Source organism: Luteimonas sp. MJ250 (assembly GCF_039548455.1).
Taxonomy (GTDB): domain Bacteria; phylum Pseudomonadota; class Gammaproteobacteria; order Xanthomonadales; family Xanthomonadaceae; genus Luteimonas.
Map to the genome: position 1 here is coordinate 111,591 of NZ_JBCLVB010000003.1, position 19,926 is coordinate 131,516.

Consider the following 19,926-nt stretch of genomic DNA (forward strand, 5'->3'; position numbering starts at 1 on the left):
TGCCGCTGCCGGAGGTATCGCTTGAAGCAGTATCAAGCCGATCTGTCCGCCGGCTCACTCATGCTTCCGGAAAGCCGCATCGTTGCTCGCCTCCTGATGGCAAATGTCACTGACGCGGAGTGGGATCAGGCTATTCGGCTCGATAACCTTCTGCAGAAGGGCGTGCCGTCGACGGCGATCCGCCAAGCACGTCTGATCCGGTTCCGACTGGAGGCGATCAGTCCGTCACTGTGGCCGCTGGTGGCTCATGGAGACAAAGAAGCTGCCGTCCAGGCGCTATTCGCCGCCGCGCTCAAACACAGCGAGCTGCTGCGCGACTTTGTTCGGGACGTCGTCACAGACCATGTTCGACGACTCGAAATGACGATCTCTCCCCGGGAATGGGAGCAGTTCCTGGCCGATTGCCAAGCCAGGGACCCGGCAGTGGGTACCTGGAGCGAATCGACTCGACGCAAGTTGCTGCAGGTTGTCCTCAGGATTCTTGCTGAAGCGCGATATCTGGAATCCACCCGGTCGCTGCGTCTGCTTGAGCCGCACTTGCATCCCTCTGTTGCCAAGGCATTGAAGGACGCTGGAGAGCAACGTTTACTCAAGCTCATGGAGCTGCACGCATGACTGACGACTTCCGTGTCCGACTCAACAAGATTGCTGACCGGCTGTCGTCGGACGAGCTGCTGTCCAACAAAGGGCTTGGCAACGAGATCGGCTTCTGGATCTTCGACTATCCGCCCGAACGTGAGCTGGAGCTGCGCAGTTTCATTGACGGCGTCTTGCTACCTGGCATGGCCAAGCGCCAGCCGGCGGTAAGGCCCGCCGTAGTGAACCTGTTCGACCTGATTATCGACTTGCTCGAGGATCGCAAGCTTTACGACCGGGTCCTCGACATCCAGGCAAAGAAGGGCGATGCAGCAGCTCTGGCTGCGCTGCGCCCCGTTCTGAAGGAAGACAAGCTGGCCGAACGTATCGCCAACCAGATAGATTTCGATCAGGTTGATGTGTTGCTGCTCACGGGGGTTGGCGCGGCTTATCCCATGCTCCGGTCACACACGCTTCTGGCAGGACTGCAGGCGACCATGAAAGACAAGCCGGTCGTGATGTTCTATCCGGGGCGGTATGACGGATTTTCTTTGCGGCTATTCAACACACTGGCCGACGACCACTACTACCGGGCCTTCCGGCTAGTGGAATGACACAGGGGAAATACCAATGAAGATCCGAGATCTATTTCGAAAGCCCGTCGACCGGCCGATCAATGGCGTCATCAAGGCCGATCAGCGAGATGCGGGGAGCATCTGGCAGGAGCTTGACGAATACGTCGTTACCAAGCAGCTCTCCGAGCACTTCCGGAAGTTCTTCGACGCCTATCTGGCGGCGATGGACAACCCGCGGGATCCGGTTCTGACTGATCGCATGGGTGTCTGGGTGTCCGGGTTCTTCGGGTCCGGTAAATCGCACTTCATCAAGATCCTGTCCTACCTGCTCGAGAACTATGAGGCGGTCGATCCGGAGACAGGCGAAAAGCGGTCGGCCGCGGCCTTCTTTGACGAGCACAAGATCAAGGATCCACTGTTGCTGGCCGACATCCAGCGGGCAACCCGCAACAAGGCGGATGTCATCCTCTTCAACATCGACGCCAAGGCCGACAGCAAGTCAGATCGGGACGCGATCCTGCAAGTGTTCCTGCGCGTCTTCAACGAGAAGCTTGGCTTCTCCGGAGACGCGCCGTACATCGCCGAGATGGAACGTTACCTGGTCTCAAAGGGCGCTTATGAAGTCTTCCAGGCTCAGTTCCAGAACGTCCATGGCAGTCCCTGGGTCAAGGAACGGGACGCCTTCGACTTCCTGCGCGACGAAGTCATCAGTGCGCTGGCGACCGCACTGAAGATGTCCAATGCGTCGGCCGCGAAGTGGTTCGACGACGCCAAAGACAATTTCACTATCAATATCGAGGGGTTCGCCAGGCTGCTGCGCGAGTACCTTGATTCCAAGGGCGCGAACCACCGCATCATCTTCCTGGCGGACGAAGTCGGTCAGTTCATCGGCAACAACACCCAGCTGATGCTCAGCCTGCAGACGATCACCGAGCAGCTGGGCACCCTCTGTAATGGGCGCGCCTGGGTCATCGTTACCAGCCAGGAGGATATCGATGCGGCCATCGGCGAGGCCAACAAGGCACGATCCCAGGACTTCTCCAAGATCCAGGGCCGCTTCCACACCCGGTTGTCCCTGGCCAGCTCCAATACGGATGAAGTGATTGGCGAGCGCTTGCTGGCCAAGACCGAGGCGGCGCACGACGTCCTTCGGGATGTGTACGAGGCCAAGGGCGATATCATCAACAACCAGCTCTCCTTCGTGGGCAATTCAGTCGTGATGCGCGGCTACCGCGACGCGGCCGATTACGTGGGCAACTATCCGTTCGCTCCGTACCAGTTCACCCTGCTGCAGAAGATCTTTGAAGCCATTCGCAAGGTAGGGGCGACCGGGCAGCATCTCTCCCGCGGTGAGCGCTCCTTGCTGGACGCCTTCCAGTCGGCTGCCAAGGTCAATGCGGACAAGGCAACCGATGCGCTGGTTCCGCTGTATGACTTTTATCCGTCAATCGAGAGCTTCCTCGATACCACTGTCAAGCGTGCGATTGACCAGGCTGCAGAAGATCGTTCGCTCGAACCTCAGGACACCAGGCTACTCAAGGCGTTGTTCCTGATCCGCCACATCGCCGATGTCATCAAGCCCAGTGTCGACAACCTGGCGACGCTGTGCCTGTCCCAGATTGATGCGGACAAGCTGCAACTCAAGCGTGACATCCAGCAGAGCCTGGAGCGCCTGGAGCGGCAGCGCCTTGTCAATCGTAATGGCGACCTGTGGTTCTTCCTGACCAACGAGGAACGCGATATTGCCCGCGAGATCGGTCATGTCGACGTCTCGGCCGCTGAGAAGTCTCGCCTGCTGGCAGAGATCGTCTTCGAGGAAGCGCTTGGCGGCCAGACCAAGGTTCGCCACAGGGATACCAAGGCCGACTACGAGTTCAACCGTCTGCTCGACAGTCTGCCGTACCGCACCGCCACCCATGCGCTGACCCTGGAGGTACTGTCGCCGCTGGGTGACGAGTACGAACTGCTCAAGTCGGACAAGTGCATCCTGCGCAGTGCCGAGGGGCACGGCCGGGCATTGATTCGGCTGGCCGAGGGCGAGCGCTTGGATATCGAGCTGACCCTCTATCGCCAGATCGAGAAGTTCGTCGATAGCCCCAAGGCCAGCACGGCAACGCCGTCGCTCAAGAAGATTCTGCTGGAGCGCAAGGAAGAGAACCGCGAGCGCCGCCAGCGCCTGGTCAGCCAGATCGGCGAACTGATGGTGCGCGGTGACTGCTATGCCAAGGGCCAGCGCGTGCAGTCCAAGGCCGCCGCGCCGTCAACGCTGCTGGACGAGTTGGTCAACTACCTGATCACCAACACTTACAACAAGCTGCCCTACCTGAAGGTGCGGCAGAACGACCCGCTCGCGGAGATCAGGTCGCTGCTGGCCATCGATGACTTGGGGCAGCGCCAGCTTGCGCTGGGCGGAGACGAGGGCAATCCGCAGGCCTTGGACGAAGTCCGGCAGTACCTGCTTCTCACGGCCACCCAGAATCGCGTATTGCTATCGGACTTGATCGACCGCTTCACCGGAATTCCCTTCGGTTGGAAGCCGGACTGGGAAGTGGTACTGATGGCCACCCGGCTGTTCATGGCAGGTGAGATCAAGTTGACCCTGGGCGGTTCGGATCTGGATCCGAAGTCGGCCTTCGAGCCTTTGTCCAAGTCTGTGCAGCACAAACAGATCTCCATCCTCAAGCGCAAGACCGCCGACAGCGGCAGCATCAATCGGGTCGCGGAGCTCTACCGGCAGTTGTTCTCGTCTCTGCCGCGCAAGGACGAGGATGGTGTGGTCGGCGATTTCAAAAGCAAGTTGCTGGAATGGCAGGAGGCATTGAAGGCCGCACAGCCACTGGCTTCCCAATCACACTATCCAGGCAAGGCGAAAATCGAAGCGCTGTTGGGGCTGGTAGGCAAGCAACTTGCCGTGCGCGACCCCTATGAGTTCATCGAGGCGATGAACAAGGACCGCGATGCCTGGTTGGACGCCGGCGAGGATTTCTCCGACCTCAACGGGTTCTACGGCAGCCAGCTGGGTTCGTGGCGCAAGTTGATCGCCGCCGCCGTACGGTTTTCGACCAACCAGGCCGCCCTGGCAAACGATCCCAAGGCCAGTGCGGCACTGGCCGAGCTACTGGCCATCCGTGAAGATCCTGCGCCTTACAGCAAGATCAATAAGATCGATCCACTGATTGCCTCCATCGAGGCCAGCAACGACAACTTGGTGCAAGACGCCCGGGTTGCCGCAGTCCAGGCGGTCGAAAGGAATATCGCGGAGGTTATGCAGGACCTGACCAAGGCGTCCGCTCCCGCCGACATTAGCAATGCCGCACTACATCCCTTGCAGCAGCTGAAGGTCAGGATCGGCGAATCGGCCAGCATCCCGGAGATCAGCTACCTCGAAAAGGGTGCAGGGCAACTGCTTGAAGCTGCGACGGACGAGATCATCAGCTGGATGCAGAAGCAGCAGACCGCCACGTCCAGCACCAGCCCCCCCGGATCGTCGACAACGGGCACTGCCGGTGGCAAGACAACGACGTCTGTCCCGAAGCCATCGCAGACGGTGACTCCGTCTGAACTGGCCGAACGCCCCTACTTAGAAACAGAAGTCGAGGTCGATGCTTACCTTGGTCGACTGAGGGAAAAGTTCGCGGCCATCTTGGCCTCGGGCAAGCGCATCCGGATCCAGTAATGAATACAGGGAATCTCAAGAGCTACGCCCCGCAGGCACGCAAGGACTTCATCGCGGCCGTCACCGCCCGGGCTAATCTGCTCGGACTGAGTGAGGCCAAAGGTCAGCTCGTCGTGGCCGAGGCCAAGACGAGTGGCGACCTCGTCATGATCGCCGGCCGCCCGTGGCCGCTGCGGGTCAACGAGCAGCGCAGGAAGTTGATCGCGCGCATGCAGCAGCAGGGCTTTGGGCAGACGGTAGAGGCGGTGGCCTATTCGTGGTTCAACCGCTTGGCGGCGCTGCGTTTCATGGAGTTGCATGACTATCTGGGCCATGGCCGGCGGGTGTTGTCCAATCCGCAGGGCGGCTTGCCGGAGGTGTTGACGCATGCGCTGGATCTGGCGGAAGCCGGTGCGTTGCCCGGACTGTCGGTGGACGCTGTCCGGGAGTTGAAGCTGGCCAACCAGGATGCGGAGTTGTACCGGCAGGTGTTGATTGCGCAGTGCAATGCGCTGCATCAGGCCATGCCGTTCCTTTTCGAGTCGATTGGGGATGAGACGGAGTTGTTGTTGCCGGAGAATTTGTTGCTGACCGATTCGGTGGTCAACAAGCTGGTGCAGTCCGTTCCGGAGGCGGATTGGCAGCAGATCGAGATAATCGGCTGGCTTTACCAGTTCTATATTTCGGAGAAGAAGGACCAGGTGATCGGTAAGGTGGTGAAGTCGGAGGATCTTCCGGCGGCCACGCAGTTGTTCACGCCAAACTGGATCGTGAAGTACATGGTCCAGAATTCGCTGGGCGCGCAGTGGCTGATGACCTATCCCCAGTCGCCCATCAAAGGACGGATGGAGTACTACATCGAACCAGCCGAGCAAACTGCAGAGGTCAACGCGCAGCTCGCGGCCACCACCCCCAGCCTGCTAAACCCCGAAGAGCTGACTCTTATCGATCCGGCCAGTGGCTCCGGGCACATCCTGGTGGAGTCCTATGAGCTGTTCAAGGCCATCTATCTGGAGCGCGGTTATCGGCAGCGAGACATCCCACAGTTGATCCTCGAGAAGAACCTCTTCGGCCTCGACATCGACGAGCGCGCAGCGCAGCTGACAGGCTTTGCGCTGATGATGAAGGGGCGGGCAGATGACCGGCAAATCTTCGACCGCGGACTGAAGCTCAATGTAATGGCCCTTTTGGATAGCGCGGGAGTCGATGCGGAAGGGCTTGCGAAGGGAGTGAATCTCTCGGACTACGGGCTGAGCGCGGAGAATCTCACGGAACTGAAGCGGCTATTCCAGCACGCGACGACGTTCGGGTCGTTGATTCAGGTGCCGGAGGATGTGGCTTCGAGCTTGCCGGCGCTGAAGCGGCTGAGCGAGGCAGTGAGCGAGGACCTCTTTGTGTCGCAGTCGCTCACGCAGTTGGCGCCGTTGGTGCAGCAGGCCGACCTGCTGGCGGCGCAGTACGACGCGGTGGTGGCGAATCCGCCGTATATGGGCAGCAAAGGCATGAACACTCTTGTGAAGAATTTCGTTAAGGAGAAATACCCTGACGCCAAGAGCGACCTCTTTGCGTGCTTTATCGAGCGCAGCTACAAGCTCGCGAGCAGCACCGGTCATAGCGCCATGGTGACCATGCAGAGTTGGATGTTCCTGTCCAGCTTCCAGAAGATGCGCGAGCAAATACTCCGGGGAAAAACTATTCGCACCATGGCGCACCTCGGCGCCAGGGCCTTCGGAAGCATCTCGGGCGAAGTCGTTCAGACGACAACTTTTGTGCTTAATAACAGATCGCTACTTGGCTACAGGCCGGCATTCTTCCGGCTTCTGGATGGTGGAGAATACGAGAAGCGCACTGCCCTTACGGGAGGCCAGCACCGATTCGACAGGATCAATCAACAGGGTTTCACGGGCATCCCAGGAAGTCCGATCGCTTACTGGCTCCCGGCTGCTGCGCTCGATGCGTATCGCCGCGGAACGGGACTGGGCGAGGTCTGTTACGGCCAGCCCGGCCTGCAAACGAGCAACAACGAACGCTTCATCCGCACATGGTCCGAAGTGTCGCTTTCCGATGTTGGGTTCGGATTGGCCAGCAGCCAGGACGCTGCGGCGTCCTGCCTCAGGTGGTTCCCTTATCTGAAAGGCGGAGAGGCTCGTAAGTGGTACGGCAATCATGATCATGTCGTGAACTGGCAAGACGACGGTCATGCAATCAAGTCGTATGTCAACGGAAAGTATCCTTACCTCAACGGCAACATCGACTACGTGGTCAAGGATCGTGGGTACTACTTTCGACCTGGAATTTCGTATACCAAGATATCTACCGGCCAGTTCAGCGCGCGTATGTCCGGACCAGGCTTCTTGTTCGACGTGGCTGGCTCATCGGTTTTCCCCTCAGCGAATCTCCTCTGGACCATTGGCGGTCTGTTTGGCTCAACGTTGGCGATGTTGTTCCTGCGTGCTCAGAATCCAACTATCAATATCCAGTCCGGCGACATTGACCGCATTCCATTGCTCAGTGAGGCTCTGAAAGCTCAGCAGGAGCCGGTACAAGCGTTAGTGAGCCAGCTTGTCGAGCTGGCGCGTAACGACTGGGACGCCTATGAACGCTCTTGGGACTTCCAAGCTCACCCTCTCCTGACGGCGTTCTCCGAGTCGACGCCCACCGTCAAATCCAACTTCACCGACTGGATGGCCCAGAACCGCGACGCTATCGCCGAGATGAAGCGGCTCGAAGAGGAGAACAACCGCCTCTTCATCGACGCCTATGGCCTGGCGGACGAACTCATCCCCGAGGTCCCGATCGAGCAGATCACTCTCACGGTGAACCCCGCGTACCGCTACGGCGGCAAGCTTAGCGAAGAGGAGCATTTGACCCGGTTCCGCCAAGACACCATGGAGGAACTGGTCTCCTACGCCATTGGCTGCATGATGGGCCGCTATAGCCTGGACGCCCCCGGCCTGATCTACGCTCACGCGGGCAACCTCGGTTTCGATGCCACCCGTTACAAAAAATTCCCCGCCGACGCCGACGGCATCGTCCCCCTGACCGACGCCCTCTGGTTCGACGACGATGCGACGCTGCGCGTCCGAGAATTCCTGCTGACCCTCTGGGGTGCCGACACAGTTGAGCAGAACATGACTTGGCTGGCCGACAACCTAGGCCGCAAAGCAACCGAATCACCCGAAGAAGGCATCCGCCGCTACCTGGCCGGAAAATTCTTCAAAGACCACCTGCAGACCTACAAAAAACGTCCTATCTACTGGTTGTTCTCCAGTGGCAAGCAGGGCGCGTTCCAAGCCTTGGTCTATCTGCACCGATACAACGCCGGGACCTTGTCGCGCCTGCGCGCCGAGTACGTCATCCCACTGACAGGAAAGATGCACGCCCGCATCGAACAGTTGGAGCGCGACGCGACAACCGCCAGTTCCACGGCAGCACGCAACCGCGCCAACAAGCAGTTGGAAAGCCTGCGCAAGAAGCACTTGGAACTGCTGGTCTATGACGAGCAGCTGCGCCACTACGCCGACCAGCGCATCGAGCTGGATCTGGATGATGGCGTCAAGGTCAACTACGGCAAGTTCGGCGACCTGCTGGCGGAAGTGAAATCCATCGTCGGCAAGCAGGGCGAGGAATAGCCATGGCGGCCGAACTCAACGAACAGCGGATCGGCGAGGCACTGGCAGCACTCTTTGCCGGCGCAAACATCATCTTCTGGCATGACGCCGACGGCGAGTTCGCTGATGTCCTGGACAAGCTGCAGATCGGCCAGGCAGACGTGATTCGCCTTGAGGAAACGCCGGCATTGGCGATCAAGCGGCGCATCGAGTCCAGTGCGGACACCCGCTTTCTGCTGTACAGCAATCGTCCCGAACCCGATCCGATTTCTGACTGGCTGCTGGATATCCGTCTGCGTGCCCAATCATTCCGGGCCGACCTGACCTCCATTCGCCTGGAAGAGCTGGGGCTCAGCAGCGTGGCGTTGGCGCCCCACATTCGTGCGCGTTCCAAGTTCCTTGCGGCCGAGACCCGCCGCAATCGCCTCAAGCGCCTGCTGCAGCCGATGGATGGCGAGTCCGACGTGGACCGCAAGATGCTTGCGGTCACGCTGCGCAGCGATGAGGCCGATCCGCTATCCCTGACCCTGAAATTGCTCAGTGGGCTGTGGGAGCCGGGCCATACCGCGATCGGCGAACCGCCCAAGGAATGGAGCGACCTGGCGGGTTATGGGTTGGAACCTCCGTTCTGGCAAATGATCAAGGACACGTTTGGCTACGAATCGGCGGAGCCCAACCTGGCGGATCTGCTGCGGCGCGCGCTGGTGACCGACTTTGCCCGCAGCCTGTCCCGTGATCTTCCCGCCGCGCTCGCGCACCTCCGTTTGAAACATCCGCTGCTGGCCGGTAACGCCTCCGTGCTGGCCGCTCGCTGGCGCAGCGATCTCAATCGCCACCGTGCGTACGCCGGTCTTTCGGCGGCGGTTGCCGACGAGCTCAGGGTCGGTGAACTGATAGGCGACTACTCAGCGGAAGACCTGCTCGACTGCATGACGTTTGCCCAAGTGGAGCGTCGGGTCATCCACGATCTGAAGGGACGCGTACTGCAATTGGGTGGCGCCGCTGCGGACTCCATCCAGCCTTTGATTGATCGTCGGCGCGACGGCCATTGGGCCGATGTGCGGCTGGGCGGGGACAATGACGAGTTCCGGGCCGTGGCCAGCTGTTATGACGCGCTGGAAGCGGCCGCCGGCTTTCTCGCACTCAAGGAGCGGCATGGTGCCGGCATCAGTTTCGCCAACGCCGAGCAGGCAGTGCAGCAGTATCGTGCCGAACTCTTCCAATTCGATCAGCTGTATCGACACTTCCATCACGCCTCCAGCCAGGTGGAGCCGATGGGCTGGAGCGTATTGCACGACCTGGACGCACTGATCGAGTCGGCCTACTCAGGCTGGTTCGTGCCAATGCTGTCGTCGGCCTGGGCAAGCATCGTCGAAAACAAGGGTGGCATGCTGGAGACCTGGAGCGCCTATGGCCTCGGACCCCAGCAACAGTTCTTCAACGATCACGTGGCGAGCCAACTCGCCAACACCAAGCGCGTGTTTGTCGTCATCTCGGATGCGTTCCGGTATGAGGCGGGCGAGGAGCTGGTGCGCGATCTTCGCAGCAAGAACCGGTTCACCGCCGAACTTGGCGCCATGCTCAGCGTGCTGCCCAGTTACACGGCCCTGGGCATGTCGGCCCTGCTGCCGCACCACACCCTGGCCTACAAGTCAGGCGACAGCCTGGATGTGCTGGTGGATGGCCAACCGGCGGCAACGCTGGAGGCACGCAACGCTCAGCTGGGGCGCTACGACGGCATCGCAGTACGTGCCGCGGATCTTCTGGAGCTTGGCAAGACCAAGGGCCGCGAGCTGGTCGGCGAGCACCGTGTGATCTATGTCTATCACGACCTGATCGACATGACCGGCGACAAGCAGGGCTCCGAAGGCAAGACCTTTGATGCGGTGGCGCAGACGTTGACGGAACTGGGCCGCATCATCTCTTTCATCATCAACAACCTCAACGGCTCGATGGTGCTGGTGACGGCAGACCATGGATTCCTTTATCAGGAATCGCCGCTGGACAACGCAAGCAAGGCAGCGTTGGGCGATAAACCCGCCGGCACCTTGCGCGCCAAGAAGCGTTATCTCATGGGGCGGGACCTGCCACAGAACCCGACTGTCTGGCAGGGTTCGACCGCCATCACGGCAGGCACCGAGCCGGGCGCGGGCAGCGTGGACTTCTGGTTGCCCAAGGGCGCAATGCGCTTCCACTTCGCAGGAGGCGCGCGGTTTGTTCACGGTTCGGCCATGCCGCAGGAGGTCATTGTGCCGTTGATCACCGTGCGCGTGTCCGAGTCCGAAAAGGCCCGCACCCGTTGGGTGGATGTCAGCGTGGTGGGTGCGTCCAACAAGGTCGTCACCAATACCCAGCGCCTGGACTTGATCCAGTCCGAGCCAGTGAGTCACCAGGTGCTCCCCAGGACGCTGAAGATCTCACTGCGCGATGGAGACACGCTGATCAGCGACGAGGCAACGGTGACATTTGATAGCGCATCGACCGTGCTGACTGAGCGCATAAAACAGATAGTTTTGACCGTTCGCTCGGGCGCATACGATCGTCACAAGGACTATTACCTCGTGGGACGCGACGCGGCTACCAGCGTTGAAGTACTGCGTGTGGCATACCGAATCGACCTGGCGTTCTCCAATGACTTCTGAACCTTCAATTGAACTGGGAGCTACAACGGACAGTGACGCCAAGCCCTCGCGGGATCAGGATCATCTGCTGAACCGGCATTTTGCCGGCAAGGTGGTGCGCAAGGACCTGACCAAGCTGATCAAGGAAGGCGCCAATGTGCCGGTGTACGTGCTGGAGTACCTGCTCGGCATGTATTGCGCCTCGGATGACGAGGCCACCATCCAGGCGGGGATGTCGACCGTCAAGCGCGTGCTGAGCGAGAACTACGTTCGCCCGGACGAAGCGGAGAAGGTCAAGTCGAAGATCCGCGAAAGCGGCACCTATCGGATCATCGACAAGGTCACCGTCAAGCTCAACGACAAGCGCGACGTCTATGAGGCGCTGCTATCCAACCTGGGCGTAAAGAACGCCGAGATATCGCACCGCTTCGTTCGCCAGTTCGAGAAGCTGTTGGCAGGTGGCATCTGGTGCATCGTCACCCTGCGCTACCTCTACGAAGAGAATCAGAAAGGGTCGCCCTTCGTCGTCGAGGAGCTCAAGCCGATCCAGATGCCGAACATGGATATGCAGGCCTTGTTCGACGGACGCAAGGCGTTTACCGACGAGCAGTGGATCGATGTCCTGCTGCGCTCCACCGGCATGGAACCGACTTCGTTCGAGCGCAGGACCAAATGGCACCTGCTGGCACGCATGATTCCGCTGGTCGAGAACAACTACAACTACTGCGAGCTGGGCCCGCGCGGCACCGGCAAGAGCCACATCTTCAAGGAGATCAGCCCCAACAGCATCCTGGTCTCGGGTGGGCAGACGACCGTGGCCAATCTGTTCTACAACATGGCCGCACGCACGGTGGGGCTGGTGGGCCTATGGGATGTGGTCGCCTTCGACGAGGTCGCCGGGATACGTTTCAAGGATCAGGACGGCGTGCAGATCATGAAGGACTACATGGCCTCCGGTTCCTTCAGCCGTGGCCGCGAGTCCATCAACGCCAATGCCTCGATGGTGTTCATCGGCAATATCAACCAGAGCGTCGAGTCATTGGTCAAAACTTCGCACCTGCTGGCGCCGTTTCCGGACGCGATGATCGACTCGGCCTTCTTCGACCGCTTTCATGCCTACGTGCCTGGCTGGGAGATTCCGAAGATGCGGCCGGAGTTCTTCACCAATCAGTTCGGCTTGATCGTCGACTACCTGGCCGAGTACTTGCGGGAAATGCGCAAGCACAGCTTCTCGGACGCGATCGATCGCTACTTCAAGCTGGGCAACAACCTCAACCAACGCGATACGATTGCCGTGCGCCGCACTGTCTCAGGCTTGTTGAAGCTGCTCTGCCCACATGGGGAGTACGGCAAGGAGCAGGTGCGGCAGTGCCTGGAGTACGCGCTTGAGACGCGCCGCAGAATCAAGGAGCAACTGAAGAAGATCGGCGGCATGGAGTTCTATGACGTCCACTTCTCCTACATTGATCTTGAAGGCGGCGAGGAGCGATTCATCGCAGTACCCGAGCAAGGTGGCGGCGGGCTGATTCCTGAGGGTGGCAGTGCGCCAGGGACCCTGTACACCATCGCGCTGGGGCCAGCCGGCATGCCGGGCGTGTACCGCCTGGAGATCCAGACCATGGCCGGCAACGGCAAGCTGTCGATCTCGGGCTCGGCGGCAAAGGAGTCGGTGCGGGTCGGGTTCGACTACTTCAAGGCGCATGCCGGTCGTGTCAGCGCGTCGATCAAGCCGGGAGAGCATGATTTCCATCTGCACCTCGTGGAACTCCAGAACATCGGCGCACCGGAAACGATGACGTTGTCGAGCTTTATCGCGCTGTGCTCCGCGGGCCTCGGACGCCCGATGCAGAGCCAGATGGTGGTGCTGGGCGACATGTCCCTGGGTGGCACGATCAGCCCTGCGCGCAATCTGGCTGAGTCAATGCAGGTCGCATTCGACGCTGGCGCTAAGCGCATCCTTCTGCCAATGAGCAGCGTTGGCGACATTCCATCAGTGCCTGGCGAGCTTTTTGCGAAGTTCCAGACGAGTTTCTACGCGGACCCGGTGGACGCTGTGTTCAAGGCATTGGGCGTTGATTGAGAGGCGCGATAATGAATGCTGCGAAGTAGTGACGGTTTAGACCTTGGGACTCCTCCGCATAGCAGGTCTTAGGTCGCTCGTTTCGTGCTGTTGCGATCAGTAGCAGTCACTTCCTCGCGTCGGTCGGCTTGACGGCCCGGATCGTCGTGTGCGGACGCAAGATCATGCCTAATCGCTGATTCGACCCGAATTTAGCCGCCGTTTCAGGTGAACATCCGCGTGTCCGAAGCGTAGCTTGAACCTTCCAGTGAATTGGGAGGATGAGATGGAAGATCGAATCTGGTGGAATCTGAGTGAGGAGTATCGCGATGCCTGGTTCAGCCCGTTCGTCGAACGTGCCCAAGGCATTCATGCTTCGAACAGCGAGTTGTATCGCGTGCTTGCTGGGGCGTCTCTGGACGTGGTGCAGATATGTGAGGGTGAGCGCGTTTCGTTGAGGCGGGAGATTCTCAGGGTGTGCCCCGATGCCCGAATGTCTCCGATGCATTTGACCGTCGATGTGCGCGATTCCCACGTGGAAATCTTGTGGCGAACTGTAAAGGGCGCTTGCCGGAAGATTGATCTGCCTGGCGATCTGCCGACGCATCCTGTTCCGCTTGCACAGGTGGACTGTTCGTGGAATCCGTATCTTCTCCGCGGCGCTCATGCTGACGAACGTGAGTTGATTGTTCATCACAACCGGCAGGTGATGGCCATGAGGGATCTGTGGTCGCGCTATCAGGAGATGCAGTTGACTTCGGATGCGCTGCTGAAATGGACGACTCGTCCCAGCAGGGAGTCTTGACCTAAGTTTTGCGACTTTGAAACCGCTTACGCTGATTCGGTACGCACAGTCTGAATGAGGAGAATGTTGATCAAGTGTCGATCGACTTGCAAGTTGTAGGCACTAGATCGATCCTGTCTTTACGGAGCTACGGCGTTCCATATGACCAAGATATCGGTTCGCAGATCGAAGTGATCGCATAGCAATTTTGAGTGTCTCTAGGATGTGATATATCCAACCAGTACCAACTACTCACTGGTGGAGTTCTGGTCATGGTGGAAATCATCCTGTTCGTCGTGTTTGGCGTTTGTGCGGTCCTTGTGCTGCGGATGTTTCTTGCGTCAGAGACCGAAAGCGATTTGGAGAGTGATGCAACCGGCGAAGCCGGCTCCTTCGACTTCAGTCCTACGGAATTTGACGCGTGGAATCGCGGCGGGGCGTGGAATGACATCGAGGGGCATGCACCATCGCGATTTGAGGCTCCGCTACGGCACGCCCAAGATGCTGTGGTCGGACCCGCCGTTAACCCTGCTACTGGACTTCCCATGGCTTCCGGGGATGAGTTCGGCGTCGATGTGATGGGAAACCCATTTGGCACGGATCTCGAGCATGACCTTGCTGGCGATACGCTCGGCAGTGGGTTCCGCGGGATTGCGTCGTGGGATTCTGACGCGTCGGATGGAAGCGACGGATCGTCTGGTCGATGCGGGGATTGGAGTTGATCTCACTGGTTGGAAGTCGCCTGTGCGCCGCGGCTTGGCGCGTCTCGCGTCGGAGATCAGCGAGACAAGAATCTGTGGGGCGGAACTGACTTACCTTTCGTGACGTGGAGACAATCCGTTCGAGTCCCGTTGCCTTTTGTTGGTTGCGGACAATTGATCGTTGTTCGCCTGGGAGCTGATGATGAAGCTGAAGTTGATGGACGCGTCCACGGTATCTATGGCTAAGCTGTTGGGACTGGTCAGGGGCGTTCGACCTGTCCGAATCAAGGGAGAGAGGATTCGATGGGCCCTGTTGGTTGAAGGGCGAGGCTTCACCCGGCTGCTTCGTGCGGACGTGTTGCCGGCATCACCTGAACTCATACGGCCGATGGGCTGGAACGTTCCGCGTCCGGAGGTGTTTGTGTCTACGGTCCACGCGCGTCGTTTTATCCACTCAATGGGATGGGGGCGTCCGCAGCGTTTCGAGGTCATCGAATCGTAGGGTGAATCCAGCTGTTCCATGATCGGCCGACATGCGCATCATTAATCCGCATCATGCGCATCAGTGTTCGACCTCCTGAGATGATCAAGGTAGTCGGCCCAAGCTTGCATCACAATCATGCGCTTCTTCAGGTGTCTTGCCCGGTTATAAGCGCGTTGTGTGGCGTTGCCCAGGGTGTGAGCGAGTTGCGCTTCAAGAACATCGATTTCCTCGTTGAGCTCCTCGCGTGCGATCGTTCTCAGGCTTGCCCTGAAGCCATGTGGTACGTGTTGACCTTGCAAGCCAGATTCTCGAAGCGCTTTGCTCAATGTATCCCGGTGAAGATGCGGCGTGCCTCTGCGCGACAGTGACGGAAATACCCAATCGCCGCCACAGGACCAGGTTCTCGCTTCTTTCAAAAGGGCAATTGCCTGCTTCGGTAGAGGGATCGAGTGGTCGTCGCCGGTTTTCATCCATTCGCCTGGGATCTTCCAGACGCCGCGTTCAAGATCGATCTGGCTCCACCTTGCCTCGACCACGTTCGATGGCCTGAGTACTGTCAAAGAAATGAGCTTCAATGCACTTCTCACTACAGGGTGAGGGTAGCGATCGAGAGCGAGGAGGACTTGCTTGAGTTGTTCTGGACTTTCTGCCGCGGGAACAGGTTTGCTTCTGCCCAACTTGACTGCCCCGCGGAGACTCAGGGTCTTGCCGTCCTCCCGAACCCCCGCTTTGATGGCGTGGTCGACCATGTCATTGAGGTAGCCAAGTGCCTTGATCGCCATGTGGGGTGCTCGCTCGATGATCGGTTGCAGGGCGCGCATGGCCTCTGGCGTGGTGAGCGTTGCGATGTTTGTGTGGCGTAGTGACGGGACCAGATCCTTTTCGAGGATAGCCGTCATCTTTGCGAGGGTTCGTGGCTTGACCTTTGTGGCCCGGTCTTGGAGCCATGACGCAGCGAATGCCGGGAATCGCCCGTGGTCCGTTTCCAAGGCGGCGCGCTCGGCCTCCCGTTTTGCTTGGGCGGGATCCGTGCCATTGGCAAGTTGCCGGCGGGCATCCAGGAGGCGGTCACGGGCCATTCCAAGGGTGATGACGGGGTAGGTGCCGAGGCTGATCATTCCGGCCTTGCCGGCCCTGCGATACCGGTAGCGCCAGTGCTTGGCCCCGCGGGGAGTGACTTCAAGGCACAAGCCGTCTCGGTCGGCCACTCGGTAGAGGGTCGAACGGGGCCTGAGTGCGCGGATGGCGGCGTCTGTCAGCATCTACGCACGTTTCTACGCACAGATGCTGCCGGCTGGCAGTGGACAATGCCGCACGCAAGCGGCCTTGGATGGCCGCTAAGTAGTTGATGTTTCTTGAGATTCCACTTATGCGCGGACGTACACGCACACAGGTGGACTAAAAAATGGCGCCCGAAGTTGGACTCGAACCAACGACCCCCTGATTAACAGTCAAGTGCTCTAACCAGCTGAGCTATTCGGGCGGGGACGCACATTTTAGTGCTTGTTCCGGCCGGGTCAAGGAGGGAAGCAGCGAACCGGCTCAGGGACACAGCGTTTCCTGCCGTGGCCGTTCGCTTCGCACCCTCCCCAAGCGGTTCACCACCACCTTTCCGCGCAGCAGCCCGCGGGCGCAGGCGTTCACGCTCAGGTTGCTGTGCGCGGCCGTGCCATTGGCCTGGTAGCGGAGCCAAGGGCGCGTGGAGGTGAGGCGAAGCCGTTCCGCGCCGCCAGCGGGGGCGCCGGTTGCACGCAGGATGTCGCCCGGGACGTCTGGCTGACGGTTGCCATCCGGATCCCGGAACACCAGCCAGCCGCCGCTCCAGTCGTGGTCGCCGGCGCAGCCGGTCTCGGCGCGGCCTGGACATACCACGACCTGCTCGCGGCGCATGATCGCGCTGCTGCGGGCGGTGGCCATGTCGGCCGTGAGCAGATGCAGGCTGGTCGCCAGGCGCTGGCGCTCCAGCGTGCTGCTGAATGCCGGCAGGCCGATGGTGAGGGTAATGGCGGCGATGGCCGCCACCACCATCGCCTCGATCAGGGTGAACCCGCGCGAATGGCGCTTGGGCATGTCCAGCCTCCTTGCCGGTCATGTCTGTCCGGGGGGCACCACGCTAGACCGTGGGTCCCGCCACCGCTGTCGGCGTCAAGCGCCCGACGGGGTCGGGAAAGCGCGGAGGGAGGCGTCCGTGCAGGCGTATCTGGAGCCGCGCCAGCGCCTCGGGCCACGTTCGCGGACCGTTCGCGCCGCCCACCTACAATGACCGGATGAGAGCAGCCGCGCATACGCCCTTCAAACTCGTTTCCCCCTACCAGCCCGCGGGCGACCAGCCGCAGGCGATCAAACGCCTGATCGCCGGTTTCGAGAACGGCCTGGCGCAACAGACACTGCTGGGCGTCACCGGCTCCGGCAAGACCTACACCATCGCCAACGTGGTCGAGGCGGTGCAGAAGCCGACCATCGTCATGGCGCCGAACAAGACGCTGGCGGCGCAGCTGTACGGCGAGTTCAAGTCCTTCTTCCCGCACAATGCGGTCGAGTACTTCGTCAGCTACTACGACTATTACCAGCCCGAAGCCTACATCCCGTCGTCGGACACGTTCATCGACAAGGACAGCGCGATGAACGAGCACATCGAGCAGATGCGGCTGTCGGCGACCAAGGCGCTGCTGTCGCGGCCGGACGCGCTGATCGTGGCCACGGTGTCGGCGATCTACGGGCTCGGCGATCCGGAGGACTACCTCAAGCTGCGCCTGATCCTGGCGCGCGGCGAGCGCATCGAGCAGCGCGCGCTGATCCGCCACCTCACCGAGCTGCAGTACACGCGCAACGACACCGAGCTGCGCCGCGGCACCTACCGCGTGCGCGGCGAGGTGATCGACGTGCATCCGGCGGAATCGGAGGCGGAAGCCCTGCGGATCGAGCTGTTCGACGGCGAGGTCGACAACCTGGCGCTGTTCGACCCGCTGACCGGCGAGGTGCAGCGCAAGGTGCCGCGCTACACGGTCTATCCGAAGACCCACTACGCCAGCACCCGCGAGAGCGTGCTCAACGCCATCGAGACCATCAAGGTCGAGCTGAAGGAGCGGCTGGAGCAGCTGTACGCGCAGAACAAGCTGGTCGAGGCGCAGCGCCTGGAACAGCGCACGCGTTTCGACATCGAGATGATGGCCGAGGTCGGCTTCTGCAACGGCATCGAGAACTACTCGCGGCACATGACCCGGCGCCCGCCCGATGCGCCGCCGCCCACGCTGTTCGACTATCTGCCGCCGGATGCGCTGCTGGTGGTAGACGAATCGCACGTCACCGTGCCGCAGATCGGCGGCATGTACCGCGGCGACCGCGCGCGCAAGGAAACGCTGGTCGAATTCGGCTTTCGCCTGCCGTCGGCGCTCGACAACCGGCCGCTGCGCTTCGAAGAGTGGGAGGCGCGCGCGCCGCGCAAGATCTTCGTCTCGGCCACGCCCGGCAAGTACGAGCTCGAGCATTCCGGTGACGAGATCGTGGAGCTGGTGGTGAGGCCGACCGGCCTGATCGATCCCGAGGTCGAGATCCGTCCGGTGGCGACCCAGGTCGACGACGTCCTTGGCGAGATCACCAAGCGCGTGGCCATGGGCGACCGCGTACTGATCACCACCCTGACCAAGCGCATGTCCGAGAACCTCACCGAGTACCTCGGCGAGCACGGCGTGCGCGTGCGCTACCTGCACTCCGACATCGACACCGTGGAGCGGGTGGAGATCATCCGCGACCTGCGCCTGGGCAAGTTCGACGTACTGGTCGGCATCAACCTGCTGCGCGAAGGCCTGGACATGCCCGAGGTGTCGCTGGTGGCGATCCTGGACGCCGACAAGGAGGGCTTCCTGCGTTCCACCGGCTCTCTGATCCAGACCATCGGCCGCGCCGCGCGCAACGTGCGCGGCAAGGCGATCCTGTATGCGGACCGGGTGACCGATTCGATGAAGCGCGCGATCGACGAAACCGATCGCCGCCGGGCGAAGCAGGTCGAATACAACACCGAGCACGGCATCACCCCGCGCTCGGTGGCGCGGCCGATCATGGACATCATGGAAGGTGCCCGCAGCGACGCCGCGGAAGCCCGCGGCAGCCGCGGAAAGGGCGCCCGCAAGGTGGCAGAGGCGGCCGACGACTATGCCCGGCTCGAGCCGGCCAAGGCCGCGGCCCGTCTCAAGGCGCTGGAGCAGCAGATGTACCAGCACGCCCGGGACCTCGAGTTCGAGGAAGCCGCCGCCGTCCGTGACCGTATCCACCAGCTCAAGGAGGCCATGCTGGCCGTCCGCTAGGAGCTTCGTAGGAGGGGCTATAGCCGCTCGTACAGGTGGATGAGGGATTACGGTCCACCGGGCTTGCTGTCAGGCGGGGCAGCCGCTAGAATTCCCGTCCCTTCGGGCGGTTAGCTCAGTGGTAGAGCATTACCTTGACATGGTAGGGGTCGGGGGTTCGAAACCCTCACCGCCCACCACTTAAGTACCTGATTTCATGGACTTTAGTGGCGAAGGAAAGAAGCCCGGCCAGCGTGCCGGGTTTTTTGTAAGTGCACAGTAAGTGCAGAACGCCTAATCAGGCGATTCCTACATCCCCGCAGGACTATCCCTGCTAGCGCCTTTTGTGGCGCTGGCGCACGCTATCCACGCCACCGCCGCGCCAGGGTTGAACGGGGGATCAGGCGACGCCACCGGCCCCGCCTGCCGTGAAGCTTGGCCGTCCATGCGACAGCGGCGGGGGCATCCCTCCCCCTAGAAGTGCGCAACATGCGCAACAGCCGCCACAGGCCAGTGTTTACGCGGCCTCCGGTGTTGCGGATAACGGCAGGTGTTGCGGATCGCTCCGCCACACAGC

The 19,926-nt window shown here is 60.8% G+C and carries 11 protein-coding genes and 2 tRNA genes; 10 read left to right on the forward strand and 3 right to left on the reverse strand.

Features of this window, described 5'->3' with window-relative positions; all coding sequences use genetic code 11:
• The first annotated feature begins 21 nt into the window (after window positions 1-21).
• The 8 genes from WCE37_RS01030 to WCE37_RS01065 all read left to right on the forward strand — a co-directional run bounded on the left by WCE37_RS01030 (window position 22) and on the right by WCE37_RS01065 (window position 14,603).
• Window positions 22-615 (forward strand): DUF1819 family protein, encoded by a 594-nt coding sequence (locus tag WCE37_RS01030; protein ID WP_343277742.1) that lies wholly within the window; start codon window positions 22-24, stop codon window positions 613-615.
• Entirely contained in the window at window positions 612-1,190 is a 579-nt protein-coding gene (locus tag WCE37_RS01035; RefSeq protein WP_343277743.1) for a DUF1788 domain-containing protein, read from the forward strand. Before WCE37_RS01030 ends, WCE37_RS01035 begins: the two co-directional genes overlap by 4 nt.
• Before the next feature lie 16 nt (window positions 1,191-1,206).
• Complete coding sequence (brxC, locus tag WCE37_RS01040; protein ID WP_343277744.1) at window positions 1,207-4,827, forward strand: BREX system P-loop protein BrxC; 3,621 nt, start codon at window positions 1,207-1,209, stop codon at window positions 4,825-4,827.
• A complete protein-coding gene (gene pglX / locus WCE37_RS01045) occupies window positions 4,827-8,438 on the forward strand; it encodes a BREX-1 system adenine-specific DNA-methyltransferase PglX (RefSeq protein ID WP_343277745.1) in 3,612 nt (1,203 codons plus the stop codon). Before brxC ends, pglX begins: the two co-directional genes overlap by 1 nt.
• A gap of 2 nt (window positions 8,439-8,440) precedes the next feature.
• A complete protein-coding gene (gene pglZ / locus WCE37_RS01050; RefSeq protein ID WP_343277746.1) occupies window positions 8,441-11,059 on the forward strand; it encodes a BREX-1 system phosphatase PglZ type A in 2,619 nt (872 codons plus the stop codon).
• The gene (gene brxL, locus WCE37_RS01055; protein WP_343277747.1) at window positions 11,049-13,118 is read left to right on the forward strand and encodes a protease Lon-related BREX system protein BrxL; all 2,070 of its coding nucleotides are present in this window, start codon (window positions 11,049-11,051) and stop codon (window positions 13,116-13,118) included. Before pglZ ends, brxL begins: the two co-directional genes overlap by 11 nt.
• 265 nt (window positions 13,119-13,383) lie before the next feature.
• Window positions 13,384-13,902, forward strand: coding sequence for a hypothetical protein (locus WCE37_RS01060; protein WP_343277748.1), 519 nt, complete (start codon window positions 13,384-13,386; stop codon window positions 13,900-13,902).
• A 251-nt stretch (window positions 13,903-14,153) separates the two neighbouring features.
• Complete coding sequence (locus tag WCE37_RS01065; protein WP_343277749.1) at window positions 14,154-14,603, forward strand: hypothetical protein; 450 nt, start codon at window positions 14,154-14,156, stop codon at window positions 14,601-14,603.
• 522 nt (window positions 14,604-15,125) lie between these two features.
• On the opposite strand, the gene WCE37_RS01070 is transcribed toward WCE37_RS01065, so the two are convergent.
• The 3 genes from WCE37_RS01070 to WCE37_RS01080 form a co-directional block, all read right to left on the reverse strand.
• Window positions 15,126-16,328: an integrase arm-type DNA-binding domain-containing protein gene (locus tag WCE37_RS01070; protein WP_343277750.1), complete on the reverse strand. Its 1,203-nt coding sequence runs from the start codon at window positions 16,326-16,328 to the stop codon at window positions 15,126-15,128.
• A gap of 144 nt (window positions 16,329-16,472) precedes the next feature.
• Window positions 16,473-16,549, reverse strand: a tRNA-Asn gene (locus tag WCE37_RS01075).
• Between the two features lie 59 nt (window positions 16,550-16,608).
• On the reverse strand, window positions 16,609-17,136 hold the full coding sequence (locus WCE37_RS01080) for a GspH/FimT family pseudopilin (RefSeq protein ID WP_343277751.1): 528 nt from the start codon (window positions 17,134-17,136) through the stop codon (window positions 16,609-16,611).
• A 197-nt stretch (window positions 17,137-17,333) separates the two neighbouring features.
• On the opposite strand from WCE37_RS01080, the gene uvrB reads away from it, so the two are divergent.
• Together uvrB and WCE37_RS01090 are read left to right on the forward strand one after the other, a co-directional pair.
• A complete protein-coding gene (gene uvrB / locus WCE37_RS01085) occupies window positions 17,334-19,370 on the forward strand; it encodes an excinuclease ABC subunit UvrB (RefSeq protein WP_343277752.1) in 2,037 nt (678 codons plus the stop codon).
• 104 nt (window positions 19,371-19,474) lie between these two features.
• Window positions 19,475-19,549 (forward strand) — tRNA-Val (locus tag WCE37_RS01090).
• Window positions 19,550-19,926 lie beyond the last annotated feature (377 nt).

Bases quoted from the DNA above. Each gene is read 5' to 3' on its own strand.
- WCE37_RS01035 (WP_343277743.1), top strand. From the start codon at position 612: ATGACTGACGACTTCCGTGTCCGACTCAACAAGATTGCTGACCGGCTG.
- brxC (WP_343277744.1), top strand. From the start codon at position 1,207: ATGAAGATCCGAGATCTATTTCGAAAGCCCGTCGACCGGCCGATCAAT.
- pglX (WP_343277745.1), top strand. From the start codon at position 4,827: ATGAATACAGGGAATCTCAAGAGCTACGCCCCGCAGGCACGCAAGGAC.
- pglZ (WP_343277746.1), top strand. From the start codon at position 8,441: ATGGCGGCCGAACTCAACGAACAGCGGATCGGCGAGGCACTGGCAGCA.
- brxL (WP_343277747.1), top strand. From the start codon at position 11,049: ATGACTTCTGAACCTTCAATTGAACTGGGAGCTACAACGGACAGTGAC.
- WCE37_RS01060 (WP_343277748.1), top strand. From the start codon at position 13,384: ATGGAAGATCGAATCTGGTGGAATCTGAGTGAGGAGTATCGCGATGCC.
- WCE37_RS01065 (WP_343277749.1), top strand. From the start codon at position 14,154: ATGGTGGAAATCATCCTGTTCGTCGTGTTTGGCGTTTGTGCGGTCCTT.
- WCE37_RS01070 (WP_343277750.1), bottom strand. From the start codon at position 16,328: ATGCTGACAGACGCCGCCATCCGCGCACTCAGGCCCCGTTCGACCCTC.
- WCE37_RS01080 (WP_343277751.1), bottom strand. From the start codon at position 17,136: ATGCCCAAGCGCCATTCGCGCGGGTTCACCCTGATCGAGGCGATGGTG.
- uvrB (WP_343277752.1), top strand. From the start codon at position 17,334: ATGAGAGCAGCCGCGCATACGCCCTTCAAACTCGTTTCCCCCTACCAG.